A 19,192-nucleotide genomic window follows, 5' to 3' on the forward strand; every position below is an offset into this window, starting at 1 on the left:
TCGCTGGAGCCACCGCGGCGGCCGGTCGGGGCCGTCCAGCCGCACGGCACCAACCGTGATGCGCAGATCACGCATGAAGGTGTGTCTGTGCACGAGATCGCACCACCCGTACCACCCCGCCCCGGAAGGAACCCGCCGTGACCGTCGGCCTTGAACTCCCGCATGTTTCCGTACCGTTGTCCCGCCTCGTCCTCGGCACGATGACGTTCGGAGACACCGCCGACCGTGCGACGGCCGCCGCGATGGTGGACGCCGCGCTCGATGCGGGCATCACCGGCGTGGACACCGCCAACGGCTACGCCGGCGGGGAGAGCGAGCGCATCCTCGCCGAGCTGTTGCCCGGCCGTCGAGACCAGGTGGTTCTCGCCACGAAGGCAGGCATACCGCACCCCGATCAGGGCGAGCACGCGCCGCTCTCCTCGGAGGGCCTGCGTGCCGCGCTCGAGGGAAGCCTCAAGCGCCTCGGCACCGACCACGTGGATCTCTTCTACCTCCACCAGCCGGACCGCGGGACGCCGCTCGCCGAAACCCTCGCCGCCGTCGCCGAGTTCGTACAGGAGGGCAAGGTCCTCGCCCTCGGTGTGTCCAACTTCGCCGCCTGGCAGATCGCCGAGCTGAACCGCGTGGCGGACGAGGTCGGCGCACCTCGCCCAGTCGTGGCCCAGCAGCTCCACAATCTCCTCGCGCGCCGTATCGAGGAGGAGTACACGGCGTACGCCGCCGCCACCGGCCTGCGCACGATGGCCTACAACCCGCTCGGCGGCGGCCTGCTCACCGGCCGCCACAGCTTCGAACAGGCGCCGGACGGCGGTCGCTTCGGCGACTCCGCCCTGGCCGCGATGTACCGCGAGCGGTACTGGAACGAGGATCTGTTCCGCGCGGTCACCGACCTCACCCGCATCGCCTCCGACGCCGGCCTGCCCCTGACCGACCTGGCGCTGCGCTGGCTGCTGTCGCAGCCGTCCACGGACGCGATGCTGCTGGGCGGCTCCAAGGTCGACCACCTGAAGGCCAACATCGCCGCCGCGGCCGCGGGCCCCCTGCCGGCGGACGTCCTGGCAGCCTGCGACGAGATCGGCGCCCGCCTCCGCGGCCCGATGCCCGCCTACAACCGCTGACCTGACCTGACCTCGCCCTCACCTCTAAACGGAGACAGACATGGCCATCGGCCGCACCTCTGCCGAATTCACCGCCGCCCTGCGCAACCGTGAACAGCTCATCGGCTACTGGTCGTTGCTCGACTCACCGATCGCCGCCGAGCGCCTCGCCCGTGTCGGCTACGACTACCTGGCCTTCGACGCCCAGCACGGCCTCTTCGGCTACCAGGGCATGCTCAACAACCTCCTCGCCACCGACACCAAGGGCAGCACCGCCGTCGGGATGGTGCGCGTGGAGGCCAACGATCTCACCTACATCGGCAAGGCCCTGGACGCGGGCGCGACCGCCGTGATCGTCCCTCTGATCGACACCGCACAGGACGCCGCAGACGCGGTGGCCGCCGTCCGCTACCCGCCGCTGGGCCGCCGCTCGTACGGCCCGATGCGCGCCCAGCTGCGCATCGGCCCGAACCCCGCCGACACGCACGAGCAGACCGCCGTCCTCGCGATGATCGAGACGGCCGACGGTCTGGCCCATGTCGAGGAGATCTGCGCGACCCCCGGCCTGGACGGCATCTACGTCGGCCCGTCCGACCTGCGCCTGGCCATCGGCGGTGCCTCCTCCAACGACCCCTCCGTGCAGGACGAGTTCGAACTGGCTCTCACCCGCATCCGCAAGGCGGCCGAGGCCGCGGGCATCGCGGCCGGCATCCACAACGCCGACGGCGTGAGCGCCGCCCGCCGCCTCGCCGAGGGCTTCACGTTCGCGACCGTCGCGGCCGACGTCGTTCACCTGCAGCAGATCGCCACGTCCCACCTGGAAGCGGCACGCGGCGGGGAGCGCTGATGCCGACCACGATCGTCACGACACCTACCTTCGCCCGGTACGCGTCGCGTCCATGGGACATCCTGGAGGAGGCGGGAGTGGGGCCGCTGCGCCCGGGCGGGAACGCGGCACTGCCCACCGAGGAACTCCTCACGTACGCGGCCCAGGCGGACGCGTTGATCGTCGGCATGGACGCGATCACCGCCGAGGTCATCGACGCGGCGCCCCGCCTCAAGGTGATCGCCAAGCACGGCGTCGGCGTCGACACCATCGACGTGTCCGCTGCCCGCGCCCGCCGCATCCCGGTCGTGTACGCGCCGGGCAGCAATTCGCGTGCGGTGGCCGAGTACACCTTCGGTCTCCTCCTGTCCGCGACCCGCTCCCTGACCGCCTCGCACACCGCCGTGACCGCGGGCGGCTGGCCCAAGCTGTTCGGCCCCGAACTGCACGGCAGGACGCTGGGTATCGTCGGCTTCGGCCGCATCGGCCGCCTCCTCGCCGGCTACGCGCGTGCCTTCGGCATGGAACTGCTCGCCCACGACCCGTACGTCCTTGACGACGACGTCCGTGCCCACGGCGCAGAACCGGTGGCGCTCGACGCCTTGCTGTCGCGCTCCGACGCCGTCAGCCTGCACACCCCGCCCGACCCGTCCGGCACCCCGCTGCTCGGCCGGGCACGTCTGGCGGCGATGAAGCCGGGCGCGGTCCTGGTCAACGCCGCGCGCGGAGGCCTGGTCGACGAAGGCGCGCTCGCCGCCCTGCTCGGCTCCGGACACCTCGGGGCCGCGGCCCTCGACGCGTTCAGCATCGAGCCGCTGCCCGCCGATCACCCGTTGCGCCAGGCGCCCCGTGCTCTCCTGACCTCGCACATGGCCGCCTGCACACCCGAGGCCAACCAGGCCATGGGGGAGATGGTGGCCGAGGACGTCGTCCGTGTGCTGGCGGGCAAGGAGCCGCACCACCGGGCGGGTTGAGGCCCCACGGCGTGAGTCGCCACCTACGGGTCGCTACGGCACGACTCGCACGGCACCACCACGGCACGACTCACCACGGAACACGGCAGCACGGCAAGACGCACCACGGCACGACCCTGTCCCCATTCCGGATACCGGCGACGACGCCGGAAGATCCCCAAGGACCTGACATGGCCACTACGACCGACGGCGCCACGGCGGTGCCACCCTCCGCGCAGACCGACCCGTACGCGCTGCGTGCAGAAGACGCCCGCCCGGCCCCCGAGACCTTCCGGGGCCGAATCCGCCACCTCGGCCCGGGGCTCGTGCTGTCCGCCGCCGTCGTCGGCTCCGGTGAACTGATCACCACCACCTCGCTCGGCGCGAAGGCCGGGTTCGCGCTCCTGTGGCTGGTGATCATCTCCACCATGGTCAAGGTGTGGGTCCAGATGGAGCTGGCCCGCTGGACCATCCTCAACGGCCGCCCCGCGCTCGACGGCTTCCGTGACGTCGGACCCAGGATCGGCCGGCTGAGCTGGATCAACTGGCTCTGGATCGGCATGGACTTCGCCAAGATGTTCCAGCGCGGCGGCATCATCGGCGGCACCGCGGCGGCCTGCTCCATCCTCCTGCCCATCCACGGCGGCGCGCTGAGCGCGTCCTCGCTGACGATCTGGGCCCTCATCGTCACCGCCGCCGCCGTCCTCATCCTCCAGACAGGCAAGTACAACGTCGTCGAGCGCGTCGAGGTCGTCGGCATCACGCTCAAGACGATCATCACCTTCGGCCTGGCCCTCGCCCTGCCTTTCACCGTCTTCGGGTACGGCACCGAGCAACTCGCCGACGGACTGAGCTTCCAGATACCCGCGGGCACGGTCGGCATCGCACTCGCCATGTTCGGCATCACCGGTGTCGGGGCCGACGAGATGACGACATACACCTACTGGTGCCTGGAGAAGGGCTACGCCCGCTGGACCGGCCCGGACGACGGCACCGAGCAGCGCGCGCGGCGGGCCGAGGGCTGGCTCAAGGTCATGCGGCTCGACGTGGGTGTCTCCTGGATCGTGTGCACCGTGTGCACGCTGTCCTTCTACGTGATCGGCGCCTCGGTGCTCCATCCGCAGGGCCTGGTGCCCGAGGGCAACGACATGATCACCACGCTGTCGCACATCTACACCGACACGCTCGGCCCATGGGCCGAGTACCTCTTCCTGGGTGGTGCGATCGCCGTCCTCTTCTCGGTGACCGTCGCCTCGTCGGCCAGCGTTCCCCGCCTGTGGGCCAACACCCTCGGTCTGCTCGGAGTGATCGACTGGCACGACATGCGCGTGCGCACCCGCACCATCCGCATCCTCACCTGCTGCCTGCCCCCGGTGTGGATGTGCTTCTTCCTGTGGATGCAGTCCCCGGTCCTGATGGTGCAGATCGGCGGCATCGCCGGCGGCATCTTCCTGCTCGCGGTCGTGGTCGCGGTCTGGCGCCTGCGCTACACAGGCGTCCCGCCCCGCTTCCGCTCCAACCCCTGGCTGACCGGCGCCCTCGTGATGAGCAGCGCGGCGATCCTGTTCCTCGGGGTGTACGGGGTGCTCAACACGCTGGGGCTCACGCCCGGCAGCTGAACGCGGCGGCGGGACGCGCTCGTCCGGGACGTTGGACTCCGGGGACCGCCCCGGTGGACGCCGGACGCGGTCACCCGGGCCCGCTGCTGGAAGTGAGCGGCGGGCCGGATGCCGTGCGTGAGTCAGGGGCGGGTCATCGGTGGCTCAGCACGTTGACCACCTTGCCGTTGGGGTCACGGACGAAGAACCGGCGCACGCCCCACTCCTCGTCCTGCAACGGGTGCACGATGTCCGCGCCGCTCTCCCGCATCACCGCGTAGGCCGCGTCCACATCGTCCACCTCCACACTCATGTCGGGCACGACCGGCGCGCTCCTGTCGTGGCTCATGAAGGTGACTTGCGCTGTGGGATTGGAGGAAGACGCAAGCGTCATGACCCACCCGTGGTTCATGACCTCCTCGAACCCCAGGAGTTCGTAGAAGTCCCGGCTCTCCTCCATGGCTTCCGAGCGGATGTCGGGCATGACCCTGCAGATGGACATAGGTGACTCCTGCTGACGCGCGAGAGCGGACGTGTCCATGATTCTCTCCGGAGCGGTGCTGCTGTGGGCGGACGCGCGGGCCCGTCGGTCCGCCGGACCCCTGCCACAGGTAGCCTGCCTCACCATGATGCGCGCTTGGATCTTGCCTATATCGCTCGTGGTCTGCGGCTCACTCGTCGCGACCGCGCAGGTCGTCAGAGGGTCCCTCGGCGCCGCCGTCGGGCTGCTGCTGGTGTTCGTCGTGCTCGCAGGGCTGCACTCGCCACTGGCGTTCCCGCGGTCGATCGGCTCTGTGGAGGCACTACGGCGCAGCGCGGTCGACGGCCGGCCGGTCGTCTACTGGAGGGCGGGCTGCAAGTACTGCCTGCGCCTGCGGATCCGGTTGGGCCGGAGCGCGGGCCGGTTGCACTGGGTCGACATCTGGCGCGACCCGGAAGGGGCGGCGGCGGTGAGGGCGGCCAACGACGGCGACGAGACGGTGCCGACCGTAGTGGTGGCAGGCCGGCCGCACGTCAACCCCGATCCTGCCTGGGTACGCGGACAACTGCCGCCGTCCACGTGACGGGAGTCGGGTATGGAGTTTCCGGTGCTTCGCGCGCGCAACCGGGGTGGGGGCCGGGACGGGCCATCGGTGCCGACCGAGGGGCCCGCCCCGACCGTGCTCAGCGCCGCGTGCGGACCAGCAGGTAGACGAAGTACGGCGCACCGATGACGGCCGTCATCAAGCCGGCGCCGAGCTGGGCCGGGGCGATCACCGTGCGCCCTGCCAGATCAGCGAGGCAGACCAGTACGGCGCCGAGCAGGAGTGCGACCGGGACCACCCGTACGTGCCGCCGGCCTACGAGGGCGCGCGCCGCGTGCGGGGCGACCAGTCCGACGAAGCCGATCGTGCCCGCAGCAGCCACGGCGGTGGCGGCGAGCAGCACGGCCACCACGAGGAAGCCGAGTCGGGCCCGGGGGAGGCCCAGGCCCAGCAGCTTCGGGGTGTCCTCGTCCAGGGCGACCAGGTCCAGTTCCCGTCGGCGCACCACGGCGAGGACGACCCCGACGGCGAGCACGACGGCCACCGGGACCACATCGGGCATGTTCCGCCCGTACGTCGATCCCGAAAGCCAGGTGAGGGCCTTCGTCGTGTCGAACGGGTCGCTGAGCACGATGACCAGGCTGATCAGCGCCGCCGCGGCGGCGGAGACCCCGACCCCCAGCAGCACCAGCCTGTTCTGCTGGAAACCGCCCCGAGCGGCCAGCCCGAACACGAACGCCGCGGTGACGGCCGCTCCGGCGAAGGCCGCTCCCGCGACCGCCCACGAGCCGGGGGACTGCGCGGTGGTCACCAGGAGGACGGCGCCGAGACCGGCACCTCCGGAGACCCCGAGGACGCCGGGTTCCGCGAGGGGGTTGCGGGTCACGGCCTGCACGAGGGTGCCGGACAGGGCCAGCGCGCCACCCGCCAGGAGCGCGGCCGTCACCCGGGGCACCCGGGTGTCGAGGACGAAGGTGACGACCCGGCCGGCCCTGCCCTGGGCCCAGTTCACGACGTCTCCGAGCAGCAGCTTCGAGTCGCCGAGGAGCACGGCCGCGAAGAGTACGCCCACGAGGACGACGGCGAGCACGAGCACGGTCACGAGGAACGCCGTCCGGCTCGGGATCCGCAGCCGGTCCGGAGCCTCTGCCGATGCGGTGTCCCGGAGACGGAGTGCCATCACGACGAGGAACACCCCGCCGACGACGGTCGTGACGACGCCGGTGGGCACCTCCACAGCGGTGTCGGCAGGCACCACGGCGCGCAGCAGCACGTCCGAGCCGAGCACGAGCGCGGCACCGACGAGGCCGGCAACGGGCAGGCTCACCCGGGAGCGTACGAGGCCCCGGAACCGGCGGGTGAGGGGCCGGACGAGCGCGGGCGCGCAGAGACCGACGAAGCCGATCGGGCCGGCGAGCGTGACCGCCGCAGCGGAGAGCAGGGTGGCGAGCACGACGGTGGTGACGCGGGTCCCGCGGACGGGTACACCCAGCCCCCGCGCGGCATCGTCGCCCAGGGCCAGGGCGTCGATGCGGCGGGCGACGAGCAGCAGCCCGACCATGCCCACGACGATGACCGGGGCCATCTGGAGGACCCCGTCGAACCCGTTCTGCCCGACGCTTCCCTGGTTCCAGCTGTACAGGCCCTCGGTCTGCTGGGGGAAGAGGAGGAGCAGCGCCTCGGTCACCGCGTTGAGCCCCAGGGCCAGCGCGGTGCCGGCGAGGACGAGGCGGACGGTGCCCTTGCCGAGACCGGACAGCCCGAGCACGACCGCCGCCGCGGCGAGGCCGCCGACGAACGCCGCGCCGGACGAGGCGAGGAGCGGAATGGTCGTGCCGGTGACGGCGACGATCCCGAGCGCCAGGTAGGAGCCGGCGTTCACGGCGAGGGTGTCCGGCGAGGCGAGCACGTTACGGCTGACGGACTGGAGTGAGGCGCCGGCCACGCCGAGTGCCAGTCCGACGAGGACGGCGGCGATCATCCTCGGCAGCCGGGACGCGATGACGACGGAGGCGTCTCCCGCAGCCGCGTTGCCGGTGAGCGCGTTCCAGACCTCGGACGCGCCGACGTCGGCGGTGCCCTGGGTGATGTCGACGGCGGCCAGGACCATGACCAGCAGCACGAGCGTGGCCGTCACTGCGACCGCACCCGTCGTGGCCGCGGCGGAGCGGTCACGGCCGACCGCGGTGTTCTCGATGACGGCCACGGCGTGCTACTTCGTCAGCGCGTCGACGAGGGAGTCGATGTACGCCTCCATGGAGCGGGGACCGCCGAACATCCAGACGCCGTCGGGCAGCCGGTGCACGTTGCCGTCCTTCACGAAGGGCAGCGACTTCCACACGGCGTTCTTCGCGAGAGGGCCGGCGAAGGCGTCGCCGTCGGCGTCGTTCGCGACGTACGTGAACTGGACGTCGCCGAGGCCTGTGAGACCTTCGACGTCGGTGGTGGCGAGGCCGTAGCTCTCGTCGCCCTTCACGGTCCAGGCGTTCTTCAGGCCGAGCTTCTCGTTGACGGCACCGAGGAGGGATCCGCCGGTGTAGGCGCGGATGGACACCTGGTTCGACGCGACGTAGCCGTCGGCGGAGGCGATCTCGGCGCCGCCGAGGCCGGCGTCCTCAAGGGCCTTCTTGCCCTCGGCGACGCTCGTTTCGAAGTCCTTCTTGAGGGCGTCCGACTCCGCCTCCTTGCCGGTGGCCTTCGCGATGAGGTCGAGGCCCTCCGTCATCGTGCCGATCTGGTCGGCGCCGTCGGCGGACGTGATCTCTATGACGGGCGCGACCTTGCGGAGCTGCTTCACGACGGCCGGCGAGAGGTCGCTGGTGGCGACCACGAGGTCGGGCGCCAGCGCCGCGACGGTGTCGATGCTGGGCTCGCCGCGCGTACCGATGTCCTTGGGGTCACCGGTGAGCGGGGCCGCGGTGTTCCACGCGGTGTAGCCCTTGACGTCCGCGACGCCGACGGGGGCGACTCCGAGGGCAACCAGGTCCTCGACCACGTTCCACTCGGTGGCGACGACCTTCGTGGCCGGGCCGTCGAGGGTCACCTTCGTGCCCTTGGCATCGGTGAGCGTGATCTTCTCGGCAGGTTTGCCGGAAGCCGCGGCGTCGTCGGAGGACGGCTCCGTGGTCCCGCAGGCAGCCAGGGAGAGGGCGGCGACGGCGACGGTGGCCGTGGCGAGGAGGTGGCGTCTCATGAGGAGGTGCTGAGCCTTTCGGATCTGGAGTGGTGGCGGCCTATCGCGCGGGTGCGCAGCCGGCCGGTCGAGGGATCGGTGCCTACGTCGATGCGAATGCCGTAGACGTCCGACAGAAGATCTGGGGTGAACACGTCCTCGGGCACACCGTCGGCGACGATGCGTCCCGACTGCAGCAGCGCGACGCGGTCGGCGACGGCGGCTGCCTGGTCGAGGTCGTGGAGGACGACGCCCACGGCGATCCCGTGGTCGTCGGCGAGATCGCGGATCAGGTCGAGGAGCTCGACCTGGTAGCGGAGGTCGAGATATGTGGTCGGTTCGTCCAGGAGCAGGACACCCGTCTCCTGCGCGAGGCAGCTCGCGAGCCATACGCGCTGGAGCTGCCCGCCGGAGAGCTGGTCGACGCCACGGTCGGCGAGGTCCTCGACACCGGTGAGGCCGAGCGCCCGGTCGACCGCTGCGGCGCCGCGCGGATCGGGACGGCCCCAGCGGCCCCGGTAGGGGTAGCGGCCGAAGTCGACCACGTCCCGGACCGTGAGTCCGCCCGGCGTCGAGCGCGACTGCGTCAGGAGCGCGACGCGACGCGCGAACTCACGGGCGCCGAGCGCGAAGCCGTCCGTGGCCTCGTCGGCTTCCGTGCCGACCGTGAGCGAGCCGGTGCGAGCGGTCTGCAGGCGGGCGAGCGTGCGCAAGAGCGTCGACTTCCCGCTGCCGTTGGGGCCCACGAGGGCAGTCACCTCGGCGGGCCGGAGGGTGATGCCCGCTTCGTGTACGACGTCGACCCGGCCGTACGCCACAGTCACCCCGTCGGCGGACAAACCGTGACCACGCGCACGCGGCACACCGGTAGCCACACGGGCATCCACAGCACTGGAAGTGCTCTCACCAGCTCTCATGGACCTTAGGTTAGCCTGCCCTTATTGCGGGGTGGGCGTGGGGGCGTCCCTACCAGCCGGACCACCGCCCCGCCGATCGCTTAGCATGCCAAGTCATGGCGATGTTCGTGCATTTGACGTCTGCGGCGAACGCTCCGCGCATCCGGCGGTCAGGGATCCGCGCGGCCGGCGACGCGCAGGGAGGCCCGCGTGGCGTGTACTGCTTCCCGGTGCTGCCCTCGTACACCCTCACCCACCAGTGGCTGCGGGAGCTGGCCCGCTCCGGGAGTCGCGGTGGGCTGGTCGCCGTTCATCTGCGGCTGGACGACGGGCAGCGTGTGTCGCTCGGACGCTACTCGGACCGGGTGCGGGAGATCCCGGCCGCGATCCCCGCGGCTGAGGCGGTGCGCAGGATCGCGGCCCTGGAGGACCCCCGCGGCTGGGAGGTGTTCGTGCCCAGGGCGATCCGGCGGGGCGAAGTGCACAGGCTCCGCGCCGCACCGCAGGTCGTGGGCTGGCGGTATCTGCCGGACGCGCACGGCGTGCGTCCCTGCACCTGCTTCGGATGCAGGGTGCGCGGCGGCTACGGGGCACGGCGCCTGCTCGAGCGGTTGCCGCATCCGCTGGACGGCCCGCCGCCACCGGTCAGGGTGCTGCTCGCCAGGGTCGCGGCGTCCGGCGACCCCGGCGACCCGGTCGTACTGCGGGAGGTGCTGCACTGGTTCGGGACGCGTCGCCGCGGCCCGCTCGCCCAGCTGGCGCGGCTGGCCGCGCACCCCGACCCCGGTGTGCGCGAGGAGCTGGTGTGGGCGGTGGCCCGCTGGTCCACCCCCGGCGTGACCGAGCTGCTGGACGGCCTGGCCGGCGACCCGCACCCGGACGTCCGGGAGGCGGTGGAGGCGATCCGCGAGCCGTAGTCAGGAGCCGCGATCGTCAGGGACGGCTGGTCAGGTAGCCGCCCATGGCGGTGAAGTACTCCGTCGCGGGCACTTCCCGGCCGTCTTCGGTGCGTACGCGGGTGATGGCCAGGCCATGGTTGCGGCCGGTGCGGGCGTCGGATCCGGCGACGATCACCACGCCGTCGCCCTCTCGGTAGAAGACGCGGCCGGGAGTGCCGCCGTAGCGCCCCTGGGACACCACCGCGGCGAGTACCTCGATGCGCCTGCCCTTGTGGAAGGCGAAGGCGCTGGGGTACGGCTCGGACTGGGCGCGGACCAGGCGTTCCAGGTCCTCCGCGGGCCAGTTCCAGTCGATGCGGATGTCCTCGACGGACCGCTTGTGGAAGAAGGTCGCCCGGGAGCGGTCCTGCCGGGTGAACTCCGTCTTCCCCGCTGCGATGAGGCCGAGCGCGCCGATGGTGACCGGGCCGATGAGATCGACGGTCTTGTGGAAGAGGTCGGTCGCGGTGTCCGCCGGGCCGACCGGGACCGCCTCCTGCCGGACGATGTCGCCGGCGTCGAGTTCCTCGTTCATCATGTGCGCGGTGACGCCCACTTCGGACTCCCCGTTGATCAAAGCCCAGATCAGCGGGGAGAATCCGGCGTACTTCGGCAGCAGCGAGTCGTGGACGTTCAGTGTGCCGTGGCGGGGGAGGCCGAAGATGCGCGGAGGGATCCACGTCCGCCAGTTGTTGGCCACGATGATGTCCGGGGCGGCCTCCACGAGGCGCGCGAACAGCTCGTCGTCGTCGGGACGGTTGCGGATCAGCACCGGGACGCCCCGTGCCTCGGCGAGGTCCGCGACGGAGTCGCTCCAGATCTTCTCGTACGCGTGCTCGCTCTTGGGGTGCGTCACGACCAGTACCACGTCGTGCTCGGAGTCCAGGAGGGCTTGCAGGGTGCGGTGCCCCCAGGTCTGGTACCCGAACATGACGACCCGCATGTGTTCCTCCTTGGTGCAGGGGCTGACGAACGCCCAGTAAAGCGAGGCTTACCTTAGTGCGCAACAGGGCCTCGCGGTGGCCTTGTTGCGCGGGGGCCGTCATCGGGTCGCACTTGCCGTGCCCTATCGACAGCTCCGGGAGATGAGCTTAGGCTCACCTAAATTACGACGGGCCACTCCGTTCGGCGTGCCCGGACTTCGGTCTTCCCCCGCGACTTCAGGCGGCTTCCCCGCACGATGGGAGTGACATGTCTCAGGTTCAGCCTGGCGACGCACCACAGGTCCACGACCTCATCGGCATCGGCTTCGGGCCGTCCAACGTGGCCATGGCGATCGCGATCGGCGAGCACAACGCCGGCGTCGGAGCGCAGGAGCCGGTCACCGCCCACTTCTTCGAACAGCAACCGCGCTTCGGCTGGCACCGTGGGATGCTGATCGACGACGCGACCATGCAGGTGTCCTTCCTCAAGGACCTGGTGACGCTCCGGAACCCGACCAGCGAGTTCAGCTTTCTCTGCTACCTGAAGAGCAGGGGGCGGCTGGTCGACTTCATCAACCACAAGAACCTCTTCCCCCTCAGGGTCGAGTTCCACGACTACTTCGAGTGGGCCGCGGCCAAGGTCGAAGACATGGTCTCCTACGGCCACGAGGTCGTCGGGGTCACGCCTGTCGTGGATGACGGAGCCGTGGAGTACCTGGACGTGACGGTCCGTTCGGGGGACGGTCTCACGGTCCACCGCGCACGCAACGTCGTCATCGGGACCGGGCTGCGACCTCTCATGCCCGAGGGCGTGGAGCGCGGTGACCGCGTCTGGCACAACTCCGAACTGCTGGCGAAGGTCGACGGGCTGGAGGGTGAGTCGCCCTCCCGCTTCGTCGTCGTGGGCGCCGGGCAGAGCGCCGCCGAGAACGTCGCCTACCTGCACCGCCGCTTCCCCCGGGCCGAGGTCTGTGCGGTCTTCTCGCGCTACGGCTACAGCCCCGCGGACGACAGCAGCTTCGCCAACCGGATCTTCGACCCCGGGGCGGTCGACGAGTACTTCGCCGCACCCGGGAGCGTCAAGCGCAGGCTGATGGACTACCACGGCAACACCAACTACTCCGTGGTGGACATCGATCTGATCGACGACCTCTACCGGCAGACGTACCAGGAGAAGGTCCTCGGCACCGAGCGGCTGCGCTTCCTCAACGTGTCCCGGCTCGCCGCCGTCGATGAGAAGCCGGACACCGTCCACGCCACGGTGAAGTCCCTCGTCACGGGGGAGGAGACCGTCCTGGACGCCGACGTCGTGGTGTTCGCCACCGGCTACAGCCCCGTCGATCCCCTCGGCCTCCTCGGCGAGGTCGCGGAGCGCTGCCTCCGTGACGAGGAGGGGCGCGTGCGCGTCGAGCGCGACTACCGCATCTCGACCGATCCGGACCTGCGCTGCGGCATCTACCTTCAGGGCGGAACGGAGCACACGCACGGCATCACCTCGGCCCTGCTGTCCAACACCGCGATCCGGGTCGGCGAGATCCTGGACTCGCTGCTCGACCGGGGCGTCAAGGCGGCCTCCGACGAGGCCCGACTGGTGGTGGAGGGGACCGGCAGCACCGCCGGTCACTCCGGACGGCGCGATGTCGCGGGCACTCCGTTCCTCGGGCGTACGCGCCCGGCCTGAGGGCCGCAGGTGCCCAACTGGCCGTGAAATGTGCGTAGATCAAAGGGATATCGTAAGTCGACATGAGCACGACTGCAGTGGAGCGTCCCGCTCCCAGGGGCGCGACGGAAGCCCGCCGAAGACGGGTTGTGGGTCTGGGCGCGCTGGTGGCGATCCTCGTGATCGGGGCGGCCGCGTCGCTGGCCGTCGGTGCGCGCGCGCTGAGTCCCGCGGAGGTGTGGCACGGGCTGTTCGCCGCGCCGGAGACGGACCAGCGCCTCACCGAGATCCGGCTCATCGTGCGGACGGTGCGGGTGCCCCGGACGGTGCTCGCGATCGTCGCGGGCATCGCCCTGGGGATCGGCGGAGCGCTGATCCAGGGGTACACACGCAACCCGATCGCTGACACGGGGCTGCTGGGCATCAACTCCGGTGCCTCGTTCGCCGTGGTGACGGGTATCGCCCTGTTCGGCTTCACCTCCCCCTTCCAGTACGTCTGGTTCGCCTTCCTGGGGGCGGCGGCCGCCGGTGTCGTCGTCTTCGGGCTGTCGAGTATCGGCCGGGGGGCCGGCAACCCGCTGACCCTCGCACTGGCCGGTCAGGGAGTCACGGTGTTCCTCGCGGCGATGACCACGGCTGTCGCGCTGTCCGACCTGAAGTCGCTGAACGCGCTGCGGTTCTGGAACGCGGGCTCGGTGGCCGGTGTCGGCTTCGAAATCATCTGGCCGGTGACCGCGTTCATCGCGGTCGGACTCGTGCTGGCCCTGACCACGCTGCCCTCGCTCAACCTGCTCAACCTGGGGGACGACGTGGCACGAGGGCTGGGCGTGAACATCGCTTCGAGCCGGACCGTGGGCATCGTCGCCATCACCCTGCTGGCGGGGGCGGCGACGGCGGCATGCGGTCCCATCGCGTTCCTCGGGCTGATGGTCGCTCATGTGGCCCGGTATCTGACCGGGCCGGACTACCGCTGGCTGGTGCCGTACGCAGGCCTCCTCGGAGCCGTCGTCCTTCTGGTCTGCGACATCGTGGGACGAGTGGTGGTGCGGCCGGGCGAGCTGGACGCGGGTGTCGTCGTCGCCCTTCTCGGTGCCCCGTTCTTCGCGGCTCTGGTGTGGCGAGGAAAGTTCAGGAGCGCATGAACGGTACGGATGTGAAGCGATCGGTGGCGCCCGGCGTACGGCTGGGTCAGGCGTCCTTCGTCTGGCGGCCCTGGCTGCTGTGCGTCACGCTGCTGCTGGCGGCGACCACCTTTCTGGTCTTCTGCCTGTCCGTCGGGGTCGGGGACTTCCCCATCGGGATGCCCCGGGTGATCGCCACGATCCTGGGCCGTGGCGAGCAGGTCGACGAGTTCGTCATCATGGATCTGCGGATGCCGCGTGCTCTGGCCGGACTTCTCGTGGGGATCGCTCTGGGGGTGTCCGGGGCGATCACGCAGTCCGTCGCCCGTAACCCGCTGGCCAGTCCCGACATTCTGGGGATCACAGGGGGAGCGAGCGCCGTCGCGGTCTGCCTGGTGACGGTGTCGGGCGGGGCCACCGCCGCGGTCGTCAGCACCGTGGGCCTGTCGGCGGCGGCGCTCGCGGGGGGCCTCGGCACGGGTCTGCTGGTGTACTTCCTGGCGTGGCGGCGCGGGATCGACGGCTTCCGGCTCATCCTCATCGGCATCTCGGTCACCGCCATGATGGAGGCGATCACGACGTGGCTCCTCACCTCGGCCGACATCAGGGATGTGGCGCGGGCGCAGGTGTGGCTGGTCGGCTCGCTGGACAACCGGTCGTGGGACGAGGTCCGGACGGTGTTCTGGTGCTCGCTCGTCCTCATGGCCGTCGTGGCGGGCGTGGCGTTCCAGTTCAAGCCCATGCACCTCGGGGACGAGGTGGCCGCCGGGCTCGGCGTGCGCTTCTCGGGGGTGCGGGCGGTCCTCCTTTTGTGCGCGGTCCTGCTGGCGGCCGCGGCGGTGAGCGCGGCGGGACCGGTCCCCTTCGTGGCTCTGGTGGCGCCGCAGGTGGCGATGCGCCTGGCGAGGTATCCCACGCCGCCCCTGGTGGCCTCCGGACTGGTGGGCGCTCTGCTGCTGATCGGCGCGGACCTCATCGCGCGCTCGGCGCTGCCGATCACTCTCCCGGTCGGCGTGGTCACCGCCGCGATCGGCGGCCCCTTCCTTGTATATCTGCTGGTGCGGGCGAACCTCAGGCAGTTGACGCATGGCTGACGAAGACGACCGTACGAACCGGACAACGGGGGGACCTGTGGGCACTCAGCACATGACGAGGACCGAATCAGCGGTCGAGGACGTCCCACGGCTGGCAGCCAGGGGCATCACGGTCGGATACGGCGGCCGGACCGTCATCGACGGTCTCGACGTGACGGTGCCGCCAGGGCTGATCACCACGATCATCGGCCCCAACGGCTGCGGGAAGTCGACCCTGTTGCGCACCCTGACGAGGCTGCTCAAGCCGACCGCGGGCGCGGTCGTGCTGGACGGTGAGGACATCGTCAAGCTCAGGACCAGGGACGTGGCGAAGAAGCTCGGCCTCCTGCCGCAGGCCCCGGTCGCGCCGGAGGGGCTGACGGTGGCCGACCTGGTAGCCAGAGGGCGCCATCCGCACCAGAGCTGGCTGCGGCAGTGGTCGTCGGACGACGCCTCCGTCGTGGAGCGCGCGCTGGCCATGACGGGGGTGTCCGAGCTGGCCGACCGCCCCGTGGACTCGCTGTCCGGCGGGCAGCGTCAGCGCGTCTGGATATCGATGACGCTGGCTCAGGGCACCGACCTGCTGCTGCTGGACGAGCCGACCACGTATCTGGACCTGGCGCACGCGATCGACGTGCTCGACCTGGTGGACGACCTGCACGAGTCGGGACGCACCGTGGTCATGGTGCTGCACGACCTCAATCTGGCCACCCGGTACAGCGACAATCTCATCGTCATGCGGGCGGGATCGATCCTGGCGCAGGGGCACCCCCGCGACGTGATCACGGCCGAGCTGCTGCACGAGGCGTTCGGGCTGCGGGCCAAGGTGATCGACGACCCGGTGGGCGACCGCCCGCTCATCGTGCCCATCGGGCGTACCCATGTGCAGCTCAACTGAGCTGTCCGTAAGGGAAATAGCTATAGTTAGGCTAGGCTAACCTCACCCTGTATGGGTAAGGTTTGGCTGCCCTCAGACGGGGTGTAGCGGACAGCGCGAAAGCAGGGGATTGACGGATGCTCTTCCACAGATCGACGTTTGCGAAGCCAGGGCGGCGACTGGCGGCGACCCTTGCCGCGGTGACGCTCGGCGTCGGCCTCCTCGCGGGATGCGGTTCCGACCCGGAGGACGGGACGAGCGACAAGTCCCCGAAGGCCGCCGCCGGCGCGTTTCCGGTGACCGTGGAGCACGCGTTCGGATCCACGGAGGTCACCAAGGCTCCCGAACGGGTCGTGTCCGTCGGCTACACCGACGACCAGGCCATCCTCGCGTTCGGCATCAAGCCGGTAGGCATGGTCGACCAGTACCCGAACCCGGCCGGCACGTCCCCCGACATCAACACCCAGTGGCCCTGGGTGAAGGACAAGTGGGGCGACACCCGTCCCGAGGTCGTGATGAGCAACGGCGACTCGGGCCCCAACTACGAGAAGATCGCCGCCCTGCGGCCGGACCTGATCATCGCGGTCTACTCCGAGATCGATCAGGCCGCCTACGACAAGCTCTCCAAGATCGCCCCGACCGTGGGCCGCACCAAGGCCGAGAAGGAACTCTTCAGCGCGCCCTGGCAGGACAACGCGGTCCACATCGCCAAGGCGCTCGGCAAGGAGGACGAGGGCGCCGCACTGGTGAAGGGCATCCAGGGCAAGCTCGACGCGGCTCGTGAGGCGCACCCGGAGTTCGCGGACCAGACCGCCGTCGCACTGTCCTGGTACGAGGACTCGGTCGCACCGTTCACCACGACCGACGTACGCGGACGGCTGGTGACGGGCATCGGCTTCAAGGGAGTGACGAAGATCGACGAGATCGCGGGCGACCAGTTCTACACCAAGCTCTCCCCCGAGCGCATGGACCTCGTCGACGTCGACCGCATCTTCGTCATCAACGACAAGGCGGACCAGGACGCGCTGAAGAAGTTCGAGCTGTTCGCCAACCTGCCCGCGACCAAGGCCGGGAAGGTGTCGTACATGCTGGACAGCGAGGGCCCGGCTGTCGGCGCGGCCATGTCCCAGGGAACCCTGCTGTCCCTGCCGTACGCGATCGACGAGCTCGTCAAGTCGGTCGAGCAGTGAGGCCCGTCGCCCGCGCCCGTCGCCGGCCCGGCCCGGTTCCTGAGTGAGCAGCACCGACACCCGCGTCGCCCCGGCCACCCTGCGCACGGCGGCCGGGGGCGAGTCCACCCGATGGGTCGCCGAGCGCTGCCGTGAGGTGCCGTGGCTGACGGCCTCCACCGTGCTCACCACGGTGGCAGGGGCGGCGCTCCAGGTGCTTCCGGTGCTCCTTCTCGGCCAAGTGGTCGACGGCGTGGTCGAGGGCGACGGGCATTCGGTCCTGGTCACGATCGGGATCCTGATGGGAGCCGCCGCGCTGCTCGGCGCGGCGGCCACCGCGGTGTCGACGTACCTGATCGGGCGGCTGGGCGCGGATCTTCTCGCGCGGCTGCGGGAAGCCGCCGTCCGAGCGGTGCTGGGGATGCCGAGCGCACGGATCGAGCAGGTCGGCCGGGGAGACGTGCTGTCCCGGGTCGGCGACGACGTGGCCGTGCTGTCCAGGGGCATCCGCACGGCCATCCCCACGGTGTTCTCGGCGGGCGTGCTGGTCGCCATCGCCACGGTCGGCATGTTCGGACTCGACTGGAGACTCGGCCTTGCGGGTGCCGGCGCACTTCCCGCGTACGCGCTGGCACTTCGCTGGTACCTGCCCCGGTCCGCCCCGCTGTACCAGCAGCAGAGGGCGGCCCAGGCCGACCGCGCGCAGGCGTTGATCAGCGGTCTGAACGGGATCGACACCGTCCGGGCCTACCGCCTGGAGGGTGCCTTCCGTGAGAAGGTCACCGCCGAGTCGTGGCGCGTACGCGATCTCGGTATCGGGGTCTTCCGGATCTTCGGCCGGTTCGTCGGCAGGGAGAACCGTGCCGAATTCATCGGGCTGGTCCTGATCCTCGTGGTGGGCTACGTCCTGCTGGAGGCCGACGCCGCGAGCCTGGGCGAGGTGTCGGCGGCGCCGCTCATGTTCCACCGGCTGTTCACCCCGCTGGGCGCCATCATGTTCACCTTCGACGAGGCGCAGAAGTCGGGTGCGAGCCTCACCCGGCTCGTCGGGGTGCTGGGGGAGGCCGCGGAGGACCGGCTGGTGGGCGACACCTCCGTGGCGTCCGCGGACGCCATGCCGTACCCGGTGACGGTGGAGGGGCTGACCTTCAGCTATCCCGGCGCCGAGGAGCCGGTCCTGAGGGACGTCAGCCTGACGATCCCGGCCGGCGGATCGCTCGCCCTGGTGGGGGCGACAGGTGCGGGCAAGTCGACGCTGGCCGCGCTGATCGCGGGCATCGGGACCCCGCAGGCAGGGTCGGTACGCATCGGGCCGAACGACCTCGCCGGTCTGGACGAGGCGGGCGCGCGGGCTCTGGTGAGCATCCTCACGCAGGAGACGCACGTGTTCTCCGGTCCGCTCGCCGACGACTTGCGGCTGGCCGCGCCACGAGCGACGGATGCCGAGCTGATGGACGCACTGCGCACCGTCGGAGCCGAACACTGGGTCGACGCGCTCCCGGACCGGCTGAACACCATGGTCGGCGAGGGCGGCGAACGCCTGGATGTCACGAAGGTCGCCCAGATCGCCCTGGCGCGGCTGGTGCTGAACCGGGCGGCGGTGGTTGTGCTCGACGAGTCGACCGCGGAGGCCGGCAGCGAGGGCGCCGCCGAGCTGGAGAGGTCCGTACAGGCCGCGTGCTCGGGCCGGACCACGCTGTTCGTGGCGCACCGGCTCACCCAGGCGATGGCGGCGGACCGGATCGCCGTGCTGGACGCGGGACGTGTGGTGGAACAGGGAACCCACGAGGAACTGGTGGCTCTGGGTGGACGGTACGCGCGACTGTGGCGCGCCTGGCGCGAGGGCAGCTAGGCACCCCTGAGT

General features: G+C 70.6%; 17 protein-coding genes. 12 read left to right on the forward strand and 5 right to left on the reverse strand.

Features of this window, described 5'->3' with window-relative positions; genetic code table 11:
* The first annotated feature begins 137 nt into the window (after positions 1 to 137).
* The 4 genes from ACFWFI_RS06945 to ACFWFI_RS06960 all read left to right on the forward strand — a co-directional run bounded on the left by ACFWFI_RS06945 (position 138) and on the right by ACFWFI_RS06960 (position 4,495).
* On the forward strand, positions 138 to 1,118 hold the full coding sequence (locus ACFWFI_RS06945) for an aldo/keto reductase (protein WP_387386448.1): 981 nt from the start codon (positions 138 to 140) through the stop codon (positions 1,116 to 1,118).
* A 40-nt stretch (positions 1,119 to 1,158) separates the two neighbouring features.
* Positions 1,159 to 1,944, forward strand: coding sequence for an HpcH/HpaI aldolase family protein (locus ACFWFI_RS06950; RefSeq protein ID WP_387386450.1), 786 nt, complete (start codon positions 1,159 to 1,161; stop codon positions 1,942 to 1,944).
* The gene (locus ACFWFI_RS06955) at positions 1,944 to 2,897 is read left to right on the forward strand and encodes a phosphoglycerate dehydrogenase (RefSeq protein WP_387386452.1); all 954 of its coding nucleotides are present in this window, start codon (positions 1,944 to 1,946) and stop codon (positions 2,895 to 2,897) included. Before ACFWFI_RS06950 ends, ACFWFI_RS06955 begins: the two co-directional genes overlap by 1 nt.
* A 170-nt stretch (positions 2,898 to 3,067) precedes the next feature.
* The gene (locus tag ACFWFI_RS06960) at positions 3,068 to 4,495 is read left to right on the forward strand and encodes an Nramp family divalent metal transporter (protein ID WP_387386454.1); all 1,428 of its coding nucleotides are present in this window, start codon (positions 3,068 to 3,070) and stop codon (positions 4,493 to 4,495) included.
* 133 nt (positions 4,496 to 4,628) lie between these two features.
* Here the strand turns inward: ACFWFI_RS06960 and ACFWFI_RS06965 are convergent, their stop codons facing one another.
* A complete protein-coding gene (locus tag ACFWFI_RS06965; protein WP_387386457.1) occupies positions 4,629 to 4,976 on the reverse strand; it encodes a VOC family protein in 348 nt (115 codons plus the stop codon).
* 124 nt (positions 4,977 to 5,100) lie between these two features.
* Between ACFWFI_RS06965 and ACFWFI_RS06970 the strand changes: the two genes are divergently transcribed.
* Complete coding sequence (locus ACFWFI_RS06970; protein ID WP_387386504.1) at positions 5,101 to 5,538, forward strand: glutaredoxin domain-containing protein; 438 nt, start codon at positions 5,101 to 5,103, stop codon at positions 5,536 to 5,538.
* Positions 5,539 to 5,638: 100 nt separating this feature from the next.
* On the opposite strand, the gene ACFWFI_RS06975 is transcribed toward ACFWFI_RS06970, so the two are convergent.
* Genes ACFWFI_RS06975 through ACFWFI_RS06985 form a run of 3 tightly spaced genes read right to left on the reverse strand, consistent with a single transcriptional unit; the run spans position 5,639 to position 9,588 of the window.
* Complete coding sequence (locus ACFWFI_RS06975) at positions 5,639 to 7,705, reverse strand: iron ABC transporter permease (protein ID WP_387386460.1); 2,067 nt, start codon at positions 7,703 to 7,705, stop codon at positions 5,639 to 5,641.
* Positions 7,706 to 7,711: 6 nt separating this feature from the next.
* The gene (locus tag ACFWFI_RS06980; protein ID WP_387386463.1) at positions 7,712 to 8,692 is read right to left on the reverse strand and encodes an ABC transporter substrate-binding protein; all 981 of its coding nucleotides are present in this window, start codon (positions 8,690 to 8,692) and stop codon (positions 7,712 to 7,714) included.
* Positions 8,689 to 9,588 (reverse strand): ABC transporter ATP-binding protein, encoded by a 900-nt coding sequence (locus ACFWFI_RS06985; RefSeq protein ID WP_387386466.1) that lies wholly within the window; start codon positions 9,586 to 9,588, stop codon positions 8,689 to 8,691. Before ACFWFI_RS06985 ends, ACFWFI_RS06980 begins: the two co-directional genes overlap by 4 nt.
* A 95-nt stretch (positions 9,589 to 9,683) precedes the next feature.
* Between ACFWFI_RS06985 and ACFWFI_RS06990 the strand changes: the two genes are divergently transcribed.
* Positions 9,684 to 10,484: a HEAT repeat domain-containing protein gene (locus tag ACFWFI_RS06990; protein ID WP_387386469.1), complete on the forward strand. Its 801-nt coding sequence runs from the start codon at positions 9,684 to 9,686 to the stop codon at positions 10,482 to 10,484.
* A gap of 16 nt (positions 10,485 to 10,500) precedes the next feature.
* On the opposite strand, the gene ACFWFI_RS06995 is transcribed toward ACFWFI_RS06990, so the two are convergent.
* The gene (locus ACFWFI_RS06995; protein ID WP_387386471.1) at positions 10,501 to 11,448 is read right to left on the reverse strand and encodes a methionyl-tRNA formyltransferase; all 948 of its coding nucleotides are present in this window, start codon (positions 11,446 to 11,448) and stop codon (positions 10,501 to 10,503) included.
* Between the two features lie 248 nt (positions 11,449 to 11,696).
* Between ACFWFI_RS06995 and ACFWFI_RS07000 the strand changes: the two genes are divergently transcribed.
* From ACFWFI_RS07000 to ACFWFI_RS07025, 6 genes are all read left to right on the forward strand, one after another.
* Positions 11,697 to 13,109, forward strand: a complete 1,413-nt coding sequence (locus ACFWFI_RS07000; RefSeq protein WP_387386474.1) for a lysine N(6)-hydroxylase/L-ornithine N(5)-oxygenase family protein — start codon at positions 11,697 to 11,699, stop codon at positions 13,107 to 13,109.
* A 62-nt stretch (positions 13,110 to 13,171) separates the two neighbouring features.
* Positions 13,172 to 14,230, forward strand: a complete 1,059-nt coding sequence (locus ACFWFI_RS07005; protein ID WP_387386477.1) for a FecCD family ABC transporter permease — start codon at positions 13,172 to 13,174, stop codon at positions 14,228 to 14,230.
* Positions 14,227 to 15,303 (forward strand): FecCD family ABC transporter permease, encoded by a 1,077-nt coding sequence (locus ACFWFI_RS07010; protein ID WP_387386479.1) that lies wholly within the window; start codon positions 14,227 to 14,229, stop codon positions 15,301 to 15,303. Before ACFWFI_RS07005 ends, ACFWFI_RS07010 begins: the two co-directional genes overlap by 4 nt.
* A gap of 52 nt (positions 15,304 to 15,355) precedes the next feature.
* Positions 15,356 to 16,180 (forward strand): ABC transporter ATP-binding protein, encoded by an 825-nt coding sequence (locus ACFWFI_RS07015; protein WP_387386482.1) that lies wholly within the window; start codon positions 15,356 to 15,358, stop codon positions 16,178 to 16,180.
* Between the two features lie 116 nt (positions 16,181 to 16,296).
* Positions 16,297 to 17,349 carry an iron-siderophore ABC transporter substrate-binding protein gene (locus tag ACFWFI_RS07020; protein ID WP_387386484.1) on the forward strand — a complete coding sequence of 351 codons (1,053 nt, stop codon included), beginning with the start codon at positions 16,297 to 16,299 and terminating at the stop codon, positions 17,347 to 17,349.
* 43 nt (positions 17,350 to 17,392) lie between these two features.
* Positions 17,393 to 19,180 (forward strand): ABC transporter ATP-binding protein, encoded by a 1,788-nt coding sequence (locus ACFWFI_RS07025; protein WP_387386486.1) that lies wholly within the window; start codon positions 17,393 to 17,395, stop codon positions 19,178 to 19,180.
* Positions 19,181 to 19,192: the final 12 nt, after the last annotated feature.

Source organism: Streptomyces sp. NPDC060209 (assembly GCF_042728155.1).
Classification (GTDB): Bacteria; Actinomycetota; Actinomycetes; order Streptomycetales; family Streptomycetaceae; genus Streptomyces.